This window comes from Lyngbya sp. CCY1209 (genome assembly GCF_035615495.1).
GTDB lineage: Bacteria > Cyanobacteriota > Cyanobacteriia > Cyanobacteriales > Microcoleaceae > Limnospira.
The window spans coordinates 1-19930 of the sequence record NZ_JAJENU010000460.1; the positions used below are offsets into that span (position 1 = coordinate 1).

The window sequence follows — 19930 nt, forward strand, 5'->3', positions numbered from 1 at the left end:
ATGCCGATTATAATGGTTCGCTCATGATTGCTATTTCTGGGGGCGCTGCAAGCCGTCCTGAACGCCTGAGCTGTGAGCTACCTAGCGTAGCGGCAGCTTAGGGCGAAAGCCCCGCGTCTTTAGACCGGGGTGAGCTTACACCAATCCTTATCTGTGAGGGGGGCGCATCTGCTTCGATGGGAAAGCCGTGAAAAAATTTTCTCGAAAACCTTGACACACCCACGACAGTTGAGATATCTTAGAAGATACGGCTTGGGGCTATAGCTCAGTTGGTAGAGCGCCTCAATGGCATTGAGGAAGTCAGCGGTTCGAGTCCGCTTAGCTCCATTCTATTGAAACCCCGACCTTAAAAGGCTTTCAGCAGCCTTTCTCGGTTCACATTCCCATCCGTTTACTCAATTGGGTCTAAAGCCTCGCCCCTTCGAGGGCGACTTTGTGGTAAACGACTGGATCGTTTCAGCTAACCCGTGTCAGGAATCGGAGTAGGGTGTGGGGGCAACCTGATACGGTTGTCCGCGGGCGAATCGGCAATGAGCGAAGAGGGAATCGGGAGTTAGGGGTTCCACTCCTTCAGTTTTTGTGCCGCGATCGCGATCGCGTCTTCCGGCGTGGAAATTTTGCCCTCCGCCTGGGCGAGTTGCACTTCCAGCAGCAAGTCCCCCACCACCGGACTCGGCGGGATTCCCAATTCCTTCATCAGCACCTTTCCGCCGACGGGGGGTATCGGGTGGGCGATCGCATCTTTTGGCGTCAGATAGCGCTCGAGGAGAGGGGAAAATACCTCCAGGGGAATTCCCGCCGCCATTCCAGCCGCCACAAACGCCACAAAAAAGGTTCCCACCGTCTGAAATAAAAAATACTGTTCCCGGATCGAAAGTTGCGGGATGGGAGTCTTTTGAATCGTCTCCAACCCCCGCAGGATGGCGAGGACGCCCCGAATTTCGGCGCGGCTGTATTTGAGTTCCAGCAGTTGGGTTTCCGCCGTTTCGGGCTCCGGACTGACTAAAGTGGCCAATTTGGCGATCGCGAGTCGGGACATTTTCAGCGTCTCCCGCACCGACTCCCCCAATTGTACCCCCAACTGTTCATTAAATTTTGACAATTCGGCGGCGATATCATTCAAACGAAGTAAGCGATCGCACCGTTTGTCCGCATCCGGAAACCAACGGGAAATTAACCCGACGTTCCACGCCTCCACCAACCCCGAAACCCCCCGGGGAGTATTGAGCAAATATCCCAACTCCGTGCGGATGCGTTCGGCTGCCACCCGTTCCAACAGCGACGCCAACTGAGCGATCGCCTCCCGTGTATTTTCCTCGATCGCAAATCCCAACTGCGCCGCCTGACGATATCCCCGCAACAGCCGCAGGGGATCATCCGCCAAATTCTCGCGGGAGATCATCCGCATCAAACCCAATTTTAAATCCTTCTGACCGCCTTGGGGGTCGATCGCCTCTTGTAAAATCGGATCGTAGGCGATCGCATTGATCGTAAAATCTCGCCGCCCCAAATCCGCCTGCAAAGAACCCCCTTCCGCCTCGGCAAAATCCGCCGTCACCCCGTCGAACACCACCCTCGCGATCTGGCGTTCCGCATCCAGCAACACGAACCCCGCCCTATAATGAGAGGCGATCGTCCGGGCCGTTTTCACCGCCCCCAACAGCAGCACGAAATCCAGATCCAAATCCGCCACCTCCCGCCCCAACAGGGCATCCCGCACCGCCCCCCCCACCAAATAGGCGGGTGGCGGCAAAAATTCCGGGTCGAACGGCCAATTTTCCGGAGACAGGGCAGACATGGGCAAAATTCCATCTCGCAACAAAACGCAAACCGGCGATCGCGACAGGTATCGCCCCACCTAAGTTAAATTAACAGAAAGGGTTCGGCATCCGTCCATCCCTTGCGAGCCGCACAGAGGGTTTTCAATATGTGTATTTGTGTCAACTGCCACTACGTCGATCGCTGTGTCACCTACCACGCCGTAGAAACCCAGCATCAGGAAGGCCACGTCAGCGACAACCCCACCTTTGAACCCGTCGAACCGAGCATCAACGTCAACATCCGCACCGTAGACGACGGAATCGAGATGGAATGGGATGTCGTCGGCTGTAATAGCTTCAAAGAAGAAGCCGGAAAATGGGCGAAACTCCGCCCCGGCGAACCCGTACCCACTTGAGACAGAGGGGCAGGGGGGCAGGGGGGCAGAGGAGGCTCCAGGAAGCAGAGGAAGCAGGGGAGGCAAACTTATATTAAATCCGTACAAACTCCCCAATCATCGACCGATGATTTCTGCTTGTCGGGGCCCCTGGCTTGCGCCCTCGGGAATTGATTCCCAAGCGGTTCCGATGTCCCACCCGTTTCTGGAGCTCCCTCCGCCCCCTCCGCTTACCGAAGCTTGACCGTTGCCTCCCTCCGCCCCCTACTCCCTACTCCCCACACCCAACCATGAGCTACTGCTTCAATCCCCACTGTCAAGATCCCGAAAATGCCGGAGAGGGTGAGTCCTGCCAGATCTGTGACTTCCCCCTCACAGTTTCTCCGTCCAACGGTTCCCCCTCCGAAATCGGTTATCGAGCTCTGCAATTACTCGGACAGGGGGGATTCGGGCGCACATTTTTAGCCGTCAATCAGTCGGATTTGAGCCGAGTCGCCATCAAACAATTTTTTCCCCAAGGAAACAACGCCACCCGGGCGGCGGCACTCTTCCGCCAGGAAGCCGAACAACTCGAAATCCTCGGCCAACATCCCCAAATTCCCACCCGCGTCACCTATTTTGAACGGGAACAATATCAGTATTTGGTGCAGGAATTTATCCCCGGAAATAACCTCGCCAAAGAATTGAGCGATCGCGGATCATTTGACGAAGAAGAAATCGCTGAACTCCTCCGCGAACTCCTCCCCGTCTTGCAATTCATCCACGGCCACCGCGTCATCCACCGGGATATCAAACCGGAAAATATCATCCGCCGCCGCAGTGCGACGGCGAAGGATAAGGGACCGTTGGTTTTGGTGGATTTTGGGGCGGCAAAAGTTGTCACGGGAGGACTGTTGCCCAAAACGGGAACGGTGATCGGATCGGCAGCTTATACCGCCCCGGAACAGTTGATGGGAAAAGCCATTTTTGCCAGCGATTTGTACAGTTTGGGGGTGACTTGCATTCACCTGATGACGGGAGTTCCCCCCTTCGATTTGTTCGACTCCCAGGAAGGGAATTGGGTGTGGCGGGATTATTTGAAAACGCCGGTCAGCGACGAACTCGGCCGGATTTTGGACGGGATGCTAACGGGGGCGACCAGCAGACGCTTCCACTCAGCCGCTGCGGTGCTGCGGAAGCTGCAACCGAAGCCGAAATATGTCGAGGCGATGCCGGGATTGAAGGTCGATTTAGAAACGGGATTCGAGGAAAATATAACCCCTCAAAAATCGCCCAAATTACCGCCGAAGCAGGTATCCGTCCCGACCCAAGAGCAGAAAATCACCCGCATTCTTGAGAGCGCCCTGAGAGTGTACCGGCTCAAAATACAGGTTAACCGCACTGGTAAACAGCAACTTACCATCGTCCTCAACCGCCCCAAAAAGCGCCTGGTAAACTATCAAAAAATTGCCCAAGCGATCGCGGCAGAACTCTCGCAGTTAAATCTCACAAACATTCGCCGTGTAAAATTACTCGGTCGAGTCAAATCAAAGGGCGTACCGGAGTGGGAAATGGTCTTAAAATCAGACCCGAAAGCAAGGATTAACAATCAACTCCTCCGCCTCAAGGAACATCCCCTTTACGCTCAATTCACCCGCCTCCAAACCTGGCAGTATTGGCGATCGCAGTTCCGGCAGAAAACCTTTTGGATGGACGTTCTGATGCTGGCGATGGTCGCCTACACCTTCAGCCAACACCTGATCATTTTCACCCCCCTGCTGGCTGTTTTAGTCGCGCCCTTATTTGTAGCGGTAAAAACCTTCACCCACCGCCACCACGGAATCAACGAAAACCCCCTATTCGGGACGATCGCACTTTTATTCATTGCTTTCGGCCTGCTGAATATCCGGATTTGGTCCGACAATATTTTCGGCCTCATCCTCGCGAGTTTGTTCGTCTCGATGCCGATGTTTTACAGCCAGGGAAATTGAGGAGCGAGATGGCAGTACACATTTTTTCCGCTCCTCCGATCAACCCCAATTCCCAATCTGCGAAAATCTGCGAAATCTGCGGACTTATAACGATACCCATCAATGTCAAAACCCACCCGACCCTAAATCCTGATAAAATCGACGATCTGAGCATTGCAACGGATATCTGAATGTGAAAAAATACGGCTTGGCACTCCACACCAGCAGCCCGGAACTGGGACTGGCGATCGCAAACTTTAAAGAAAAACCGCGATCGCAAACCTGGAATTTGGGGCGAGAATTGTCCACCCAACTCCACCAACATCTCACCGAATTTCTCCCCCCCCAAACCTGGCCCGATCTGAAATTCATCGCCGTCGCCAGGGGGCCCGGAAGCTTCACCGGGACGCGCATGGGGGTCGTCACGGCCCGCACCCTGGCGCAACAGTTGGACATCCCCCTATTTTCCATCTCCACATTGGCGGCAGCGGCTTGGAACTATGCAAAACCCTCCGAAACCGCGATCGCCCTGCAAATGCGGGCGCAGCGGGGGCAATTATTTACGGCGATTTACAATATCTCAGAAACAGGAATTACCGCTCAACTGGCCGATCGCGTCATGTCCCCGGAAGACTGGGAAATGATTTTAAAACAGAAGAAAATCCCCCGCCAAATCACTTTGGAAGGGGGACTGGGAGAGACAACTGTTGCCATGCTGGAATTGGCGAATTGGCTGTGGAATCGGGGGGAACGGCCCCACTGGTCCGAGGCGGTCCCCTTTTACGGACAGCATCCGGTGGAGGAAAAAACCCCCTAGCGGATATCCACAGTAACGGAGGTTTCGAGGGGATATTCCTCGCCGAGAACCAGCACGCGATACATTCCATCTTGGGGGAGGCGGGCCGAAGCGCCCCCATCTCCGAGATCTAAAATCTTGCCATCCGGCGCCTGAATCGCCAAACTGACGCCGTAACCGCTGGCTTTCATCATCTGATCCTTGCGGCAGCGAACCGTCAGGGGTTGGATGTGTCGGGCCCGCACGATCGCCTCCAGAGTCGCGCCGTAGTCCCCCCGCTTGATGACGATGGGGCGATCGCTCAAATAGCGGTATTCACTCAGGCGCCAGTCATCTTTGCGATCGTCGCCATCGTCGCCATTCAACTTGACTTCGATCGCGCAACTGGTGGACTCGCGATGCGGGTACACCATCACCCGGTAGATGCCCGTTTCGGAAATTGTACCACCCCAGCGCCCGGAAGAGACGATCGCCAATTCGCGACCGGAGGGGCCGTACAATTCGGCTTGCAGGGTTCCCGCCCAGATAATCAGGGTGACGTGCTGCCCTTTTTTCGCGTTAAAAATATAGAGGGTGGGTTCTTCGAGGGTGGTGCGAATTTCGCCGGACTGGGGTAAAGATTCGATTGGATAGTTCACGGTCGTGCTCCTAAATTTAAGGTTTAAATGAAATATCTTGTCTTTAGCTTTCGGAAAGACTTTCGAGGGTTCGGACTCGTTCCGATAAACGCTTCAATAATGCCGTCACAAATTCTCGCTCGGATGCCGCCGGAGTGTCCCGCCGGGGGCGGGGGGTGCGATCGCGGGGGGAAATCAACGCTTCTGACATCGCTTCGGTTCCTGGGTAGAAAGGCTGGTCGTCTATGGTTTCACTGTAGGATCGGAACCCGAAATTGGCGGTCGCCGGGGTGATACTCTTTAAATCTCCACACCCTCAAAATTGATAAAAATCCGCCACCGTCCCCGCTGACGGGACTTGAAGCCGGATTGAATTGGGAAAACTCGGATGCAATTGCAGACAGTTCAAAAAACGTCACGCGATCGCCCGATCAGTTGTGTTAAGCTGAATCTGAAGTGGCCGATCGGACTTCATTTGAAATCCCCGGGATTTTGAGAGGGCTGCCGATCGCGGTCGGGAACCTCCTCGAAATCCGGTCAAGCATTTTGCTCCGGCAGGAGGGTTGAATCTTGCAACTCCCAACCAATCCCACATCTCAGAATCATTTGCGATTGAATCAGATGGATTCTCACTGTTCACCCATCGCCGCGTCGGGAGCCCGGCGATCGGAAAATTTACCATCGAAAAACTGTTGTTGTTACATGACGAATCGAAACGCTGTCAAAGATCGCATCCGGCAGTGTCTGGGCATCGCCAAACGCAACACTTTGCCCCTGTGTCTGGCCCTGATGGCGATCGACGGTTTGGACTTGCGGCTGCAACAACAAGAAAAAGAAAAAACGGAGCAGGTGCTGCTCGAATTAATCGAAGAAATTCAAGATAACCTGCGGGAAAGTGACTGGGTTGCCTACTGGGGAAACAACGAATTTATCATGGTCATTTTTGCCCCGCCGAAGGGCGCAAAGATTGCCCTGGAGCGAATTTTTAAGGCATTTACAAACCGAGAAATTACCTGCAATGAAAATACGGTGATTCCCTGCCAGGGTAAAATTGGCTTCACCGAAGTTCAGCCGAACGAACACATGAACGCCTGTTTGGATCGCATCGAACAGGCGCTGCACCGCAGCCGGAAATCCGACCGCTTTTTTGTCTTTTTAAAGTGAGAAGTGAGAAGCGGGAAGGGGGGAGGGAGAGACTTTTTCCCCGGCTTCCCGGAGAAACGGGGTTTCCGATCAGTTCTTCACTTCCGAGAATTCGAGCACTCGCCCTTCGAGATCTTTCGCCAAAAAATTCAGGGGCCGTTCGCTGCGGATCTTGAATTTGACGCCCTGAGTCTGCACCCGCATCAGGATTTGGTCCAGACAGTCGCGATCAAAACAGACGTGGCGGTGGCGGTTTTTGCTGCCGTAACTCGCGCCGCTGATGATGTGAAGCTGGGTATTTTTCATCAACTGATACCACAAACCGTCCGACGCCCCCAAATCCTGGGTGTTGGCCGCGGAGATGTTGGTGGACAGGTAGAGCGGGTCGATCCCCGTCGCCCCCAGCGTTTGCTCGTAATTGTAATAGTAGTGCAGGGGGACGTCCGCCACCGGCAAGTTGAGCAACCCCTCGTAAAACTGTCGGGCGACATTCAGATCCGTGACCATGATGGTGTGAACTTTGGGGGCACTCGTCAGGAACATCCACATGGCGACGGCGTAGGCGGCTAGGAGCATCACCATCACGCCCTGGGTCGAAAAAATGCTCTCGAGGGGGAGTTCGGGAAAAAACGCGCCCACGGGCAGTTGATGCGACGAGAGATTTTCTATAATGCGAGTGGCTAGAACCATGAACGATAATAGAGCGTAAAGAACTGACGATGACAGGTGGCACCGATCGCAGTTGACGATCTGAATCGATGCCAGGGATCTCCCATCATGTTAACAAAAATTATCGATGGTACGGTTTCCGGCGATCGCTCGTACAGGAGGAGTGGACGATGGCAAACGAAGATGGCATTCACGTATTCGTGTACGGCAGTTTGAAGCCGGGGGAGTTCAATTACCTCCGCTACTGCGCCGGACGCACGGTGGAGGAGCACCCCGCGATCGCCTTGGGGGAACTCTATTCCCTCTCCCTGGGCTATCCCGCCATGACGGAGGGCGATCGCACCGTTTGGGGGGCGATTCTTTCATTTGACGACCCGAAGATTCTCGACGACCTCGACAGTCTCGAAAGCTACCACCCCTCGCGATCGCCGGACCAAAACGAATACCAGCGCCGGCGCATCCAGACCTACACCCCCGACCGCCAGCCGTTTCGGGAAGTCTGGGCCTATCTGATGCGCCCGGAGCGGGTGCGACATTTCGACGGCGTACTCCTGGCCGAGGGCAACTGGACGGCCCTCCAGACGCGCCCCTAGGGGTCGGAAATGGCGGCTTTAGGAATTTGGATGATCGGCCGGTTCACCGTGATGCTGGCCGCTTCCGGGTTGACAATCGGAACCAGGGGTTCGTTGAGGGCAATTCTGACCGGTTCCGGTTTGGTGTCCCACCCGTTCGCCATCAGGGGACGGGGGAACTGGCCGGATACCAGCATCAAAAATAGGGCCGCGATCGCGCCGCCACTCCCCGCCCACATCAAATGCGTCCGGCGATCAATGCGTCGGAATACTTCCCGGGCGATGTCCTCCAGAGGCCCGGTCGCCTGGATCGGCATCCCCTGCAATTGCGATCGCAGTTTTCTCAGTTCGTGGTAGGTGGCTTTGAATTGGCGGTCGCTGTCCAACCGGGCTTCGATTTGACGGCGTTCCTCGGGTGTCGCTTCGCCGTCGAAGTAAGCGCTGAGTCGCTCGAATTCTTTCGGGTCGAGCGGATGTTGAGGGTTGAGGTTGCGATCGCGATCGTCAGAATTAAAGTGCATGGTAACGCCCCCCTAGAATGCGATGAAAAATTGGCACGGATCGGCAAATCTGGCTCCGTGATATTGGGGAGAAAAACACGAAGGAATCAATCTGGTTAAGATCCCGAGTATATTTTACCATTAATTTGCTCTGATTTTCCCGACCGAACTTACAATTCGCTCAGATAAGGTTGCAGTTGAGATTGTAGCCGCTGCCGCGCCCTGGCGATGCGAGATTTTACCGTTCCCAGCGAAACGCCTGTCATTTCCGCAATTTCTTCGTAGGGCAAACCTTCAATTTCCCGCAGGACGATGGTGGTGCGGAACACTTCCGGCAAGTCCGCGATCGCTTCTTTGAGGCGATCGTAAAATTCCCGGGTCGTCAGGTCTTCATCCGGACCCGGGCGATCGGCAGGCAATTCCCACTCCATTTCCCCGTCGTCGATGCTGCGCGGCGCATCCAGAGATAACGGCGGTCTGACCCGCTTGCGCTTGCGGAGTTCGTCGTAGAATAAATTGGTGGCGATCCGACTCAGCCAGCCCCGGAATTTTGCCGGTTCTTGCAGTCGTTTGATGTTGCGGTAAACGCGAATCCAAATTTCTTGGGCGAGGTCGGCCCGATCTTGCCAGTCGGGCGCCAGGTGAAACAAAACCTTATCGACGTGGGATTGGTACCGTCGCAGCAGTTCCGTAAAAGCCAGACGGTCAGGATGTAACCCTTCCTGACATCGCAGAACCAAGTCGTAGTTCGACAGCTTTTCGGGGGGTAATTGCACTTGGGGGGCACTTGCCTCAAGTGCAGACCAGGATAGGGGTACAGATTGACTCATCGTTTCAACTTCACTCAACTGGCAGGCTTGAACCGTTTGACGCGATCGGTAAACGGGAAGTTCCGGTGGTTTTTATGAAAGCGGGGGGAGCGGGGGAAGCGGGGGGAGCGGAGGGAGTGAAGGAACGGGTGGGAAATCTGCACCGCTTGGGAATCAATTCCCAAGCTAACAGCAAAAATCATCTAAAGATGATTGGGGAATTTGTACGGATCTGACATAAATCTGCTTCCCCTGCCTCCTCTGCCTCCTCTGCCTCCTCTGCCTCCTCCGCCTCGCCTCAGCAATTCGCTTCGCACGCGCCGATGCTTACCCAACTGCTCGACCCGTCGGCCCAATGCTCCTTTTTCCAAATCGGGGCATTATGTTTGAGGGTGTCGATCGCATATTGACAGGCCGCAAACGCCTCCCCCCGGTGGGGGCAACCCACCGCCACGAGGACGCTGATTTCGCCAATTTGCAAATGTCCCACCCGGTGATGAATCACCACCCGGGTCACGTCGGGCCAGCGGTTGCGGACCTCTTCGGCAATTTGCTCGAACACCCGCAACGCCATCGGCTGATAGGCTTGATATTCCAGGGACTTCACCGATTTACCGTCGGTCTGATTCCGCACCATCCCGCTCATCACCACCACCGCACCATTCGCCGGACTATCTGCCAAAGCATAAACCGTTTCCAGGCACAAGGGGGCGATCGAAATGGAAAAATCCGAACGGGTCGGCGCAAAACTGAGGTTCACCATAGTTCAACATTCGACAGACACCACTGACAATCCGGACGGGCCGGGGATGGAGCGACCTTCGTTCATCACTGTACCCGATTGAGATCAAACCGTCTGAAAAACTTGGCAGCAGAAGATTTAATTATCAATTATCAATTATCAATTATCAATTATCAATTGAGGAAAGAGCCAGACATAAGCCGGGTTCTGTTGTCCCAACCGCAAGCAGTCGGGATGGCAGTTATCTATCTGGGATGCCTGTTGCCAGACACCTCTAGCGGTACACCAAAAGCGGAATCGGTAAAAGACCAACCGTCATCCCTTCGACCTTGCTCCCGACCGGGGTTTACCGAGCCGATGCCTCACGACATCGCTGGTGCGCTCTTACCGCACCTTTGCACCCTTACCAGCGGGCGAAAATCGCCCCTTCGGCGGTATGTTTCTGTGGCACTTTCCTCACGATCGCTCGCACTGGGCGTTACCCAGCAAGTCTGGTCTTTCGGGAGCCCGGACTTTCCTCAGACCCCTATAAGGGATCCGCAACTGCCTTCGCTGACTCTTTCCACACTTTTTATTTTATCGCAGGCGGGGGGTGGGGAAAGTCAAAAGTCAAAAGTCAAAAATTCTCTACTCCCTACTCCCTACTCCCTACTCCCTACTCCCTACTCCCCTGGAGCTTCCCCCAACAGCCGGGAAATTCTGATATAAACTGAGGGTTGCCCTTGTCCACGACCGATTGAGCGAGAATCCGTGTCAGAAGAATCCCAGAAAACCAGCCGTTCCCTGGTCGGAATTGCCACCATCGTGGCGGCGGCGACGTTAATAAGCAAAGTCTTCGGTTTGGTGCGACAGCAGGCGATGGCGGCGGCTTTCGGCGTCGGACCGGCGATCGACGCCTACAATTACGCCTATGTGATTCCGGGCTTTTTGCTGATCCTCCTTGGGGGCATCAACGGACCCTTTCATAGCGCGATCGTCAGCGCCCTGGCCAAGCGACACCGCAAAGATGCCGAAGCGCTAGTCGAAACCATCACCACCCTGGTCGGCGCCGTGTTGCTGGTGGTGACGGTAGCATTGGTGGTATTCGCCACCCCCCTAATTGATATGGTGGCGCCGGGACTCACCGAAACCCCCGAAGGACTGGAAATTCGCGCGATCGCCATCCAACAACTCAAAATTATGGCGCCGATGGCGCTATTCGCGGGACTCATCGGCATCGGCTTCGGCACCCTCAACGCCGCCGATATGTACTGGCTGCCCTCCATCAGCCCCCTGTTTTCTAGCGTCACATTGATCGGCAGTTTGGCAATTTTAGCCATTTATTTGGGCGAAAAAATCACCGAACCCAACTATGCCCTGTTGGGGGGATTGGTATTAGCCGGAGGAACCCTGGCGGGGGCAGTATTGCAATGGTTGGTGCAGCTTCCGGCGATGTGGCGGTCCGGGTTAGGAAAATTGCGCCTGCGGTTCAACTTCAGACAACCCGGCGTCTCCGATGTCATGAAAGTCATGGTCCCGGCCACCCTCTCCTCCGGGATGCTGCAAATCAACGTCTACACCGACCTATTTTTCGCCTCCTACATCCCCCAAGCCGCCGCCGCGATGGCCTATTCCGGCTTGATGGTGCAGACCCCCTTGGGCATCATCTCCAACATGATTTTGGTGCCCTTCCTGCCCATTTTCGCCCGTTTGCGGGAACCGGCGGACTGGCCGGAATTGAAAGATCGCATCCGTCAGGCGTTGACGCTGACGGCTATCACCATGTTACCCCTGAGTACGTTGATGGTGGCGTTGGCGTTGCCCTCGGTGCGGGTGGTGTACGAACGCTTCGCCTTCGATTTGTCGGCGTCCGAATTCGTGGCTTCGGTGTTGATGGCCTACGGGGCGGGGATGTTTGTCTATTTGGGGCGGGACGTGCTGGTGCGGGTATTTTACGGACTCGGCGACGGCCAGACGCCGTTTCGGGTCAGTTTGTTCAACATCTTCCTCAATGCCCTACTCGACTATATTTTGGTCAACGCCTTCGGTGCCCCCGGTTTGGTGTTGGCGACGGTGGGGGTAAATTTGGTGTCGATGGTGATGATGCTGTGGTTGCTGGACCGTCGCCTGGACGGGTTGCCCTGGCGAGAATGGGGCGGGCCGTTTTTGGGGTTGGCGTCGGGTAGCGTCGTCGCCGGTTTGGTGGCCTGGGGCGTCCGGTTGGGGTTGGAGAGATGGTTGGGGACGGAGGGATTTTTCGTCGTCCTGCTGGAACTGTGCATCCCCGGATTCGTCGGTTTGGGAGTGTTTGCGTTGTGGGCACTTCAGATGAAGTTGCCGGAGGTGGATTTGTTGGTGTCGCGGGTGCGGCAGCGGTTGGGAAGGTAGCAAAAAGCCGGTGGCGGAGGAGAATCCCAATCTAAAATCTACGGCACTTTTAAAGTCAATGAGGTACACCGGTTGACTTGAAGTCCCCGGATTAATTTCTAGCGTTGCATCCTCTGCCTCCCCCCTTATCTCCCCCCTTCCTCCCCCCTTTCAAAGGGGGGCTGGGGGGGATCGAACTATATCGCAGCAGACAGACAACTGCTATCAAATTGATTCCCCCCCCTTTTGAATGTTCTCAGATTCATGGTTAGATGGAGACAAGAATTCTGGAGTTTTCATCCCGATGAGTCAGAAAGAGCAATTGATCATGATGGCGGAAGATGAACTGATCGAGTACAGTACGGAAGCCCGCAAAATTGAGAAACTCCGCCGCAAGTTTGGATTTGCCGTCCCCTATCCCCAACAGCGTCAAATTCGAGATGAAATTTCGGCGGAAATGCCGAAGAATTTTTTGGCAAAACTGGTGGAAGAGAACCGGCAAATGGTCGCCCTGCCGTTTTGGGGCATCGGCGGGTTGGGTTTGTTGTTGGGAATTTCGGGACGGCAACCCTTGGATTTTATTGCGACCGCGATCGGATTTTACGCGGCATTTTCGATTCAAAAATTGGGGTGGAAGTTGGAGGCGAAGCGATTGGTGATTAAAACGTTGGATGAAATTGAAGCGAACGTGACGGCGCCGGAAGGAAAGGTGCAGAATCGTCCATCCTCAGATTGAGAAATATACAATTTCAATATCTTCACATTGACTGGATATAGCAGTACGAATTTAGGTTTGGACAGATTCTCTCTCCCGGTTCTGGAGTGCCTCTGTAGTGAAAATTAACAACTGTCTTAACGGATTCCCGTAGTGCTATATCAAGTCGGGATGATTCGGGATTATCGCAGCACTTTCAACAACTCGGAAGATGTGAGCGATCGCACCAAATGGAGTGGATAGGCGGGGTTGCTGATGGCGATCGCATACCCAGATTGTAGGTAGGATCGATACTCGGATTCGTCGGCAATATGAACTTTAAAAAATGCCACGCTCAGGGCATTGACGTAGGCATTTGTAATTTCTTGACTGGCGCGAATTAAACTGCCGAACTCCGGTATCGCTTCGGATGTGAATCCGCCCGCGTCGAAGAAGTGATGGTCGTTTTCTTTGAGGACTAAATAGCGATCGCGACTCGTCAGCCAAGTGAAGGATTTCACCTGTTCCAATACGGCGGGGGCTAACAGGTCCAAGCTGCTGGCGACGACCATCACGGGAGTGTCTATTTTTGCCAGTCCGGATGCGCCCAAAATGCTGCTGTTGACGGGGTTGATGGCGAGAATCGCCCCCACCCTCGGATCGCCGAATTCGGTGGCGGTGCGGGGCAATTCCAGGGCGCGACATTGCAGGAATAGGGACGGGTTGACGGGCAATGTTTCCAAGTTGCAGTCGGCCTCCAGTTGGTCGAAATTGATGGGGGCACCGGCCACCGCCAAGGCCGTGTAACCGCCGAGGGAATGCCCCAAAATGCCGACATTTTCCAGGTTGAGGCGACCGGAAAATTGGGTCTGATTTAATTCTTCTAAATGGTCTAAAACGCGGGAAATATCGGCGGGTCGATCGCGGAATTGTTGCGGTTCAAATAGGTCGGAGGCTTGTCCGGATAACAAGTCTTGCAATTGTTGATAGTCGCTGCCGGGATGTTGGGGGACGGCGACGGCGAAACCGTAGGATGCCAGATGGCGGGCGAGGGGTTCAAATCGGGCGCGATCGGATGCCAAACCGTGGGATATTATGAGGGTGGGAATATCGTTTTGGGTTCCGGTTTCGAGGGTGGAGGGCAGGTATAAATCGACCTCAAAATTGCGATCGCGGAAGGGAACGGAAACGGTAAAGGTCTGTTTGGAACTCGAATTGGGCCCCTTTTCTCGCAAGTCCGGCAATTGGAAAAAATCGACAACCGGTTCGGCGGCGGCTTCCTGAAGGGCTAATTCTTCGATCGCACCGACGACGGCGCGGGTTTGATCCACCAAAACGGCGACTTTTGCCAACCCGTCGATCGCCCGTTCGATATCCAGATAAAGACTCGGACTCGGAAATTCCCGGACGATATCCACGAGGGTAAAACCGCCGGGGCGATCGCTCGCTTCGACGATGGCGGTTTGCAGGGCGTCCGCGCCATTTTCGCGGGATTCCGTTTGTAAAATATCGCCGATTTTTAGTAGAAATTCCGACACCATCGGGGAGTTCAAAAACTGTTCGATTTCGGCAGAACTGTACTCGTAGCGCGATCGCAAGATTTCCCGCACCCGTTCCTGTCTTTCGGGACTCAGCAGGCGGAGGTAGGCGGCGAGTTGTTCGTATTCTCCCAGGTTCTCGCCTTCCGCGTAGGCTTCCAAGCCTTCCACGGGGATGGAAAATTCCACCGTCCCCACCGAAAACCGCAGGGATTCCGCAGCCGCCCCGGGTAAGGCGGTTAACAAAAGGCTGGAAATTCCGATTCCTAATAATTTTATAACGTCCATTTTGAGTTGTCAATAATTTCGCTTTCCCGGCGATCGCCCTCCGCCAGGAGCAACTCGACTCTATTATTATACTTGGCGATCGCGATCGCATAATACCTCAAGATGAACCCGCCTTGAAACAAGGGATTCCATCCCCTTGGTGGTAATAGCAAAAGTCCACTGAAGTGGACTCCCTTGGAGATAGAGTTTTATTCTTGTTTGAATTCACCACTCCAGGCACAGAGGACACAGAGGGGTTAATCGGATTGGATGCGGCATCTGGCAGAATGAGTTAACCCCGATCGCAGCATACCTCAAGATGAAGTGCGATCGCTTCTTTAATATGATTCAATGCTTCGGTTCGATTTTCGCCGGGGCGGATGCGGTTCCACAGACTCCGCAATCATCTGAATAGGATTTTGCTGTAAGAAAAGGGAATTGATTCCCAAGCGGTCTGGGTATTCGACTCGATTAGTGAGAATTGAATCGGGTTCGGTGCGTTCCCAATTTTTACGCTATTGATTCAACCGATAATAACTCCCGGGGAACGCACCCTACAATTGGCTACAATTGGCTTAACAGCAATTCCGGAATGACACAGACCCCACGCCGCCATCCCGACCGGACTGGCCCGGGCAGATTCCCAGATTTCCAGAAAATCGCTACCCTATAAAGCGAGACTCCCCCAACCCGTGACCCGCTATGGCCGTGACCACCCAACAACTGATCCGCTGGAAACAGCAGCGGCGCCCCATTACTGTACTGACCGCCTACGAATATGCGATCGCCCAACTCCTGGACCAAGCCGGGGTTGACGTCATCCTCGTGGGGGATTCCCTGGCGATGGTCGGGTTGGGGTACGAGACCACCCTCCCCCTCACCCTCGAAGAAATGCTGCACCACGCCAAGGCCGTCCGCCGGGGGGTGAAGCGATCGCTGCTGGTGGTGGATTTGCCCTTCCTGACCTACCAGGAGAGCCCCCGGCAGGCGATCCGGTCGGCGGGGCGAATTTTGAAAGAAACCGGCGCCGAGGCGGTAAAATTGGAGGGCGGCTCCCCCGAGATGGCCGAGACGGTCCGCGCTTTGGTCAATATCGGCATTCCCGTCATGGGTCACGTCGGCCTGACGCCGCAATCGGTACACCAATTCGGCGGCTATCGCAAACAGGGGAAAACCGAAGAGTCCGCCGCCCGGATTCTTTCGGAAGCGATCGCACTTCAGGACGCCGGCGCCTTCGCGATCGTTTTGGAACACATCCCCGCCGAGCTCGCCGGGGAGATTACCCAAAAATTGCAAGTCCCCACCATCGGCATCGGCGCCGGTCCGGGTTGCGACGGACAGGTTTTGGTGACGTCCGACTTATTGGGATTGACGGGGTGGCAGCCGCCCTTTGCCAAAGTTTACGCCGACCTCCAACAAACGATTACCGACGCCGTGAAACAATATTGTGCGGAAGTTCAGGAGGGTAAATTTCCCGAATGACGACTCCGAATCACCCCCTAATTGTCGGCGTGTCCGGCGCCTCCGGATTGATTTACGCCGTGCGGATTTTGAAGTATTTGTTGGCAGCCGATCGCGCGATCGAATTGGTCGCCTCCAAATCATCTTACATGGTCTGGCAGTCCGAACAAAATGTCAAAATGCCCGTCGATTGCGATCGCCAAGAACTCTTCTGGCGGGAACAAGCTGGGGTGGAAACCGGCGGCAAACTCCGCTGCCACCCCTGGCAGGACGTGGGGGCGAATATCGCCAGCGGTTCCTTCCGCACCCGGGGTATGATCGTCATTCCTTGCAGCATGAGCACCGTTGCCAAACTCGCCCACGGCCTCAGTTCCGATTTATTGGAACGGGCGGCGGACGTGCAATTGAAAGAAGGTCGAAAATTGGTGATCGTGCCCCGGGAAACGCCTTTGAGTTTGATTCATTTGCGGAATCTGACCATACTGGCGGAAGCGGGAGTCCGCGTCGTCCCCGCCATCCCCGCCTGGTATCACCAACCCCAAACCATCGAAGATTTGGTGGATTTCGTGGTCGCCCGTACCTTAGACCAGTTCGGCATCGATTGCGTGCCCCTGCGACGGTGGAAGGAAGATTGATGCGGACTGCAATAATGGGCGATCGTCTGTCAAGATAGAAACCGAGTCAGTGGTAACAGAGATTTCGGGAGGGGGATTTCATGTCTTCAACACGAGCGATCGCCATTCTCGTCCTGGTGGGCGGGTTGTCGATATTGACCGTCCAAAATTTGTCCCCGGCCGTCCCCCTGATCTTTTTGGGCACCCGACTGCCGACCCTGCCCCTGTCCCTGTGGATGCTGATCGCGATCGCCACCGGCGCCTTTACCGCTATCATCATTTCCAGTTTCTACCCGGTTTCCCCGGCGACCTCCCGCCACCGACCTTCTCCCCCGCCGAACCCTCCCAAATCCCCCCTCGAACCTTCCGGAGTTGCCGCGGCGTCTGAATGGGAATCGGACAACTCCGACGACTCTGAAGAGTGGGTGGCTTCCCCCCCGCCACCGCCACCGGAACCCGCACCGTCTGAAGAGAAAGTCGGAAATACCGACGATTGGGAAACCGAAGTCCGCCAAGTGGGTCCTCAATGGGACGACGGCAATTGGGTGGAGACGGGGGACACGGAATCCGAAACCCCGCCGCGATCATCCGCAAGTTGGACGGATCCCTCTCAAGAACCTTTCAACCCACACCACAGCGGCGGGGAGTGGGGCACCGAAACCGAAACCGAAACCACACCGGAAAAACCGGAACCCGCCCCCAGCAATTACGAAACCCAGCAAGTTCCCAACAAGGAATCCTGGTCCGGTTCGGTGTATTCCTTTGGCTATCGCAATTCGGAGGAGTCGGGGGTCGGACGACCCGAATCGGTTTTTGATGCCGATTATCGCCTCATTACTCCCCCGGGTTCCCAGCCGACGCAGATTCAATCTGACAAGGAAGATGGGGATTTCGAGGATGATGATTTGCAGGGGGAAACCCCGCCACGGCAGAATTAGCGTGGGGAAAACATCCGCAGATTTCGCAGATTTCGCAGATTTTTGAGTTCCCCCATTCCTGACTCCCGACTCTCTCAATTTTTTAGACAAATGACCCTAGAACAGCAGTTACAAGGCATTAATATCTATCTGGTCGGCATGATGGGGGCGGGAAAGTCCACCGTCGGAAAGGTTTTGGCCCGGGAGTTGGGCTACCGCTTCTTCGATACCGACGATCTCATCGGCCGGGTGACGGGGCGATCGATTCCCGAAATTTTCGAGACTGACGGGGAGGCGGGGTTTCGGACCTGGGAATCTCAAGTCCTCGGCGAACTCTGTTCTTATCGGCGTCTGGTGGTGGCGACGGGTGGGGGTATTGTTATCGAACAGATGAATTGGAGTTACTTGCGGCACGGCATCGTTATCTGGTTGGATGTCCCCCCCGATCGCCTCTTCGACCGCCTTCAGGGGGATACCAGCCGCCCCCTCCTCCAACATCCCGACCCCCTCGGACGCCTCAAGGACATCCTCGAACAACGGCGATCACGCTACGCCCAAGCTGACCTGTCTTTTACTATCGAAAATGATGATACCCCCGAAGAGATTTCCCAACGCATCCTCACCCGCATCCCCAAAATCCTCAAAGCGACTCCGATGTCATCGAGTTAAGCTGGACTTATCATTTCCTGGAAATCGTTTTGGTTTGTAAAATTTTTCCAGAAAATAATAAAAAATTAATTGAAAATGGCTCTCAAATACTTGACGGCAGAATGGGGGTTCTGGTACACTTGGGGAAACGACACCCAAGGGGTTATTGTGTCTACTCGCCAAAATAGAGGCTCAAACCCCCATTCTTTCGTAAAAAATTCTGATTTTTCCGAAAAATCGAAAAACCCCGACGCACCAATTTTCTGAGTCCCCGGGGAGGGGACTTGACAAAATAGTATTTTTGTGTATTTGGGACGGTTGCGATCGCAAAATCGCCCTAAATTTTCGCGATTTCCCATTGACAAATCTCCCCACTTGACCTATTCTTAAATCATGGGAGAATGTGCCGACATATATACACCCCGTCGGCTGTAAGAACTTCACCACAGAGGCACTCCAGGACACGGAGAAAGAATCGGGGATTTGTCCGGTTGAAATGTTGCCGAAATTTCCCATAACTTCCCTTGACAAATGCCCCGACTTGACCGATTATTAAAGCATGGGAAAATGTGCCGACATATATAGGGCGATCGGAAGCCATTTGTAAAGAGTCACGCCATCAAATCCCCAATTCTGGAGGCTTTTACCAGACCCAAGTTTTCACTCATTATTTCTGATTGCTATATCGCCAGTCAAACATCGACCATTCGCTAGAAGTCCAAGTCCGACTCGCAGTCAACCCGGGAATTCGATCGAATCCCAACTCTCCCGCCAGTTCCCATATATAAAGTATCGGTTAAATTGAACAAGATGCGGAAGCGATCGGCATCGGCAAAAAGCGATCGCCGAAACCGAACTCCCACTCTGACCCACCACCACCACCGCCCGATTCAAACATGGCCTATCGTAACCCGACACCCACCGTAGATATTATTATCGAACTCATCGATCGCCCCGCCCGACCGATTATTCTGATCGAACGCAAAAATCCCCCCCACGGCTGGGCAATTCCCGGCGGATTTGTCGATTACGGCGAATCGGTGGAAACCGCCGCCGGGCGGGAAGCCAAAGAAGAAATCGGGCTGGACGTGACCCTGGTGGAACAGTTTTACGTCTACTCCGACCCGAACCGCGACCCCCGCCAGCACACCCTGTCCGTCGTCTTTCTCGCCACCGCCACCGGGGAACCCAAAGCCGCCGACGACGCCAAAACCCTCGACATCTTTGAACCGTGGCGAATCCCGAAGAATTTGTGTTTCGATCATGATCGCATCCTCCGAGATTATCTGCAATTTCGCCATTTCGGACTCCGACCCCGACTGATGGAATCCGGTTGAAATGTTTCCCAAATTTCCCATAACTTCCCTTGACCAATGCCTCGACTTGACCTATGATTGCATCATGGGAAACTGTGCCGCCCGATAGATACCCCCTCAGCCCTAAAGATTTCACCACACCAGACACTCCAGGACACAGAGTGCGATCGCTATCTT

The 19930-nt window shown here is 54.7% G+C and carries 21 protein-coding genes, 1 tRNA gene and 1 other RNA gene; 13 read left to right on the forward strand and 10 right to left on the reverse strand.

Annotation, left to right across the window (positions count from 1 at the left end):
• The first annotated feature begins 254 nt into the window (after window positions 1-254).
• Window positions 255-327 (forward strand) — tRNA-Ala (locus LKE08_RS14560).
• 226 nt (window positions 328-553) lie between these two features.
• Here LKE08_RS14560 and LKE08_RS14565 read toward each other — a convergent pair.
• Window positions 554-1798 (reverse strand): CCA tRNA nucleotidyltransferase, encoded by a 1245-nt coding sequence (locus tag LKE08_RS14565; protein ID WP_324704983.1) that lies wholly within the window; start codon window positions 1796-1798, stop codon window positions 554-556.
• Between the two features lie 129 nt (window positions 1799-1927).
• On the opposite strand from LKE08_RS14565, the gene LKE08_RS14570 reads away from it, so the two are divergent.
• The 3 genes from LKE08_RS14570 (at window position 1928) to tsaB (ending at window position 4921) form a co-directional block, all read left to right on the forward strand.
• Window positions 1928-2176: a Ycf34 family protein gene (locus LKE08_RS14570; protein WP_324704963.1), complete on the forward strand. Its 249-nt coding sequence runs from the start codon at window positions 1928-1930 to the stop codon at window positions 2174-2176.
• 269 nt (window positions 2177-2445) lie between these two features.
• Window positions 2446-4125 carry a serine/threonine-protein kinase gene (locus LKE08_RS14575; protein WP_324704964.1) on the forward strand — a complete coding sequence of 560 codons (1680 nt, stop codon included), beginning with the start codon at window positions 2446-2448 and terminating at the stop codon, window positions 4123-4125.
• A 172-nt stretch (window positions 4126-4297) separates the two neighbouring features.
• On the forward strand, window positions 4298-4921 hold the full coding sequence (tsaB, locus tag LKE08_RS14580; protein WP_324704965.1) for a tRNA (adenosine(37)-N6)-threonylcarbamoyltransferase complex dimerization subunit type 1 TsaB: 624 nt from the start codon (window positions 4298-4300) through the stop codon (window positions 4919-4921).
• Here tsaB and LKE08_RS14585 read toward each other — a convergent pair.
• Window positions 4918-5538, reverse strand: a complete 621-nt coding sequence (locus tag LKE08_RS14585) for a hypothetical protein (RefSeq protein ID WP_324704966.1) — start codon at window positions 5536-5538, stop codon at window positions 4918-4920. The genes tsaB and LKE08_RS14585 overlap by 4 nt on opposite strands.
• Before the next feature lie 43 nt (window positions 5539-5581).
• Entirely contained in the window at window positions 5582-5728 is a 147-nt protein-coding gene (locus LKE08_RS14590; protein ID WP_324704967.1) for a hypothetical protein, read from the reverse strand.
• 491 nt (window positions 5729-6219) lie between these two features.
• Here LKE08_RS14590 and LKE08_RS14595 point away from each other — a divergent pair, with 491 nt between their 5' ends.
• Complete coding sequence (locus LKE08_RS14595; protein ID WP_324704968.1) at window positions 6220-6681, forward strand: diguanylate cyclase domain-containing protein; 462 nt, start codon at window positions 6220-6222, stop codon at window positions 6679-6681.
• 69 nt (window positions 6682-6750) lie between these two features.
• Here LKE08_RS14595 and LKE08_RS14600 read toward each other — a convergent pair whose 3' ends face one another.
• Complete coding sequence (locus LKE08_RS14600; RefSeq protein ID WP_324704969.1) at window positions 6751-7350, reverse strand: glyoxalase-like domain protein; 600 nt, start codon at window positions 7348-7350, stop codon at window positions 6751-6753.
• Window positions 7351-7499: 149 nt separating this feature from the next.
• Between LKE08_RS14600 and LKE08_RS14605 the strand changes: the two genes are divergently transcribed.
• The gene (locus tag LKE08_RS14605) at window positions 7500-7922 is read left to right on the forward strand and encodes a gamma-glutamylcyclotransferase (protein WP_324704970.1); all 423 of its coding nucleotides are present in this window, start codon (window positions 7500-7502) and stop codon (window positions 7920-7922) included.
• On the opposite strand, the gene LKE08_RS14610 is transcribed toward LKE08_RS14605, so the two are convergent.
• The 4 genes from LKE08_RS14610 to rnpB form a co-directional block, all read right to left on the reverse strand.
• Window positions 7919-8422 (reverse strand): anti-sigma factor, encoded by a 504-nt coding sequence (locus LKE08_RS14610; protein WP_324704971.1) that lies wholly within the window; start codon window positions 8420-8422, stop codon window positions 7919-7921. The genes LKE08_RS14605 and LKE08_RS14610 overlap by 4 nt on opposite strands.
• Before the next feature lie 149 nt (window positions 8423-8571).
• A complete protein-coding gene (locus tag LKE08_RS14615; RefSeq protein ID WP_324704972.1) occupies window positions 8572-9231 on the reverse strand; it encodes a sigma-70 family RNA polymerase sigma factor in 660 nt (219 codons plus the stop codon).
• 277 nt (window positions 9232-9508) lie between these two features.
• A complete protein-coding gene (locus tag LKE08_RS14620; protein WP_324704973.1) occupies window positions 9509-9973 on the reverse strand; it encodes a molybdenum cofactor biosynthesis protein MoaE in 465 nt (154 codons plus the stop codon).
• 160 nt (window positions 9974-10133) lie between these two features.
• Window positions 10134-10512, reverse strand: an RNA gene (gene rnpB / locus LKE08_RS14625) — RNase P RNA component class A.
• Window positions 10513-10702: 190 nt separating this feature from the next.
• On the opposite strand from rnpB, the gene murJ reads away from it, so the two are divergent.
• Both murJ and LKE08_RS14635 read left to right on the forward strand, forming a co-directional pair.
• Window positions 10703-12319, forward strand: a complete 1617-nt coding sequence (murJ, locus tag LKE08_RS14630; protein WP_324704974.1) for a murein biosynthesis integral membrane protein MurJ — start codon at window positions 10703-10705, stop codon at window positions 12317-12319.
• 283 nt (window positions 12320-12602) lie between these two features.
• Window positions 12603-13034 (forward strand): hypothetical protein, encoded by a 432-nt coding sequence (locus LKE08_RS14635; RefSeq protein ID WP_324704975.1) that lies wholly within the window; start codon window positions 12603-12605, stop codon window positions 13032-13034.
• Between the two features lie 161 nt (window positions 13035-13195).
• On the opposite strand, the gene LKE08_RS14640 is transcribed toward LKE08_RS14635, so the two are convergent.
• Both LKE08_RS14640 and LKE08_RS14645 read right to left on the reverse strand, forming a co-directional pair.
• Complete coding sequence (locus tag LKE08_RS14640) at window positions 13196-14818, reverse strand: alpha/beta hydrolase (protein ID WP_324704976.1); 1623 nt, start codon at window positions 14816-14818, stop codon at window positions 13196-13198.
• Window positions 14806-14940, reverse strand: coding sequence for a hypothetical protein (locus tag LKE08_RS14645; RefSeq protein ID WP_324704977.1), 135 nt, complete (start codon window positions 14938-14940; stop codon window positions 14806-14808). Before LKE08_RS14645 ends, LKE08_RS14640 begins: the two co-directional genes overlap by 13 nt.
• 559 nt (window positions 14941-15499) lie before the next feature.
• On the opposite strand from LKE08_RS14645, the gene panB reads away from it, so the two are divergent.
• From panB to LKE08_RS14670, 5 genes are all read left to right on the forward strand, one after another.
• On the forward strand, window positions 15500-16279 hold the full coding sequence (panB, locus tag LKE08_RS14650) for a 3-methyl-2-oxobutanoate hydroxymethyltransferase (RefSeq protein ID WP_324704978.1): 780 nt from the start codon (window positions 15500-15502) through the stop codon (window positions 16277-16279).
• Complete coding sequence (locus LKE08_RS14655; protein WP_324704979.1) at window positions 16276-16893, forward strand: flavin prenyltransferase UbiX; 618 nt, start codon at window positions 16276-16278, stop codon at window positions 16891-16893. Before panB ends, LKE08_RS14655 begins: the two co-directional genes overlap by 4 nt.
• An 80-nt stretch (window positions 16894-16973) precedes the next feature.
• Window positions 16974-17810: a LapA family protein gene (locus LKE08_RS14660; RefSeq protein ID WP_324704980.1), complete on the forward strand. Its 837-nt coding sequence runs from the start codon at window positions 16974-16976 to the stop codon at window positions 17808-17810.
• 90 nt (window positions 17811-17900) lie between these two features.
• The gene (locus LKE08_RS14665) at window positions 17901-18458 is read left to right on the forward strand and encodes a shikimate kinase (RefSeq protein ID WP_324704981.1); all 558 of its coding nucleotides are present in this window, start codon (window positions 17901-17903) and stop codon (window positions 18456-18458) included.
• Window positions 18459-19333: 875 nt separating this feature from the next.
• Window positions 19334-19774 carry an NUDIX hydrolase gene (locus LKE08_RS14670; RefSeq protein WP_324704982.1) on the forward strand — a complete coding sequence of 147 codons (441 nt, stop codon included), beginning with the start codon at window positions 19334-19336 and terminating at the stop codon, window positions 19772-19774.
• Window positions 19775-19930: the final 156 nt, after the last annotated feature.

Bases quoted from the DNA above. Each gene is read 5' to 3' on its own strand.
- LKE08_RS14565 (WP_324704983.1), bottom strand. From the start codon at position 1,798: ATGTCTGCCCTGTCTCCGGAAAATTGGCCGTTCGACCCGGAATTTTTG.
- LKE08_RS14570 (WP_324704963.1), top strand. From the start codon at position 1,928: ATGTGTATTTGTGTCAACTGCCACTACGTCGATCGCTGTGTCACCTAC.
- LKE08_RS14575 (WP_324704964.1), top strand. From the start codon at position 2,446: ATGAGCTACTGCTTCAATCCCCACTGTCAAGATCCCGAAAATGCCGGA.
- LKE08_RS14590 (WP_324704967.1), bottom strand. From the start codon at position 5,728: ATGTCAGAAGCGTTGATTTCCCCCCGCGATCGCACCCCCCGCCCCCGG.
- LKE08_RS14595 (WP_324704968.1), top strand. From the start codon at position 6,220: ATGACGAATCGAAACGCTGTCAAAGATCGCATCCGGCAGTGTCTGGGC.
- LKE08_RS14600 (WP_324704969.1), bottom strand. From the start codon at position 7,350: ATGGTTCTAGCCACTCGCATTATAGAAAATCTCTCGTCGCATCAACTG.
- LKE08_RS14605 (WP_324704970.1), top strand. From the start codon at position 7,500: ATGGCAAACGAAGATGGCATTCACGTATTCGTGTACGGCAGTTTGAAG.
- LKE08_RS14610 (WP_324704971.1), bottom strand. From the start codon at position 8,422: ATGCACTTTAATTCTGACGATCGCGATCGCAACCTCAACCCTCAACAT.
- LKE08_RS14615 (WP_324704972.1), bottom strand. From the start codon at position 9,231: ATGAGTCAATCTGTACCCCTATCCTGGTCTGCACTTGAGGCAAGTGCC.
- LKE08_RS14620 (WP_324704973.1), bottom strand. From the start codon at position 9,973: ATGGTGAACCTCAGTTTTGCGCCGACCCGTTCGGATTTTTCCATTTCG.
- LKE08_RS14635 (WP_324704975.1), top strand. From the start codon at position 12,603: ATGAGTCAGAAAGAGCAATTGATCATGATGGCGGAAGATGAACTGATC.
- LKE08_RS14640 (WP_324704976.1), bottom strand. From the start codon at position 14,818: ATGGACGTTATAAAATTATTAGGAATCGGAATTTCCAGCCTTTTGTTA.
- panB (WP_324704978.1), top strand. From the start codon at position 15,500: ATGGCCGTGACCACCCAACAACTGATCCGCTGGAAACAGCAGCGGCGC.
- LKE08_RS14655 (WP_324704979.1), top strand. From the start codon at position 16,276: ATGACGACTCCGAATCACCCCCTAATTGTCGGCGTGTCCGGCGCCTCC.
- LKE08_RS14660 (WP_324704980.1), top strand. From the start codon at position 16,974: ATGTCTTCAACACGAGCGATCGCCATTCTCGTCCTGGTGGGCGGGTTG.
- LKE08_RS14665 (WP_324704981.1), top strand. From the start codon at position 17,901: ATGACCCTAGAACAGCAGTTACAAGGCATTAATATCTATCTGGTCGGC.
- LKE08_RS14670 (WP_324704982.1), top strand. From the start codon at position 19,334: ATGGCCTATCGTAACCCGACACCCACCGTAGATATTATTATCGAACTC.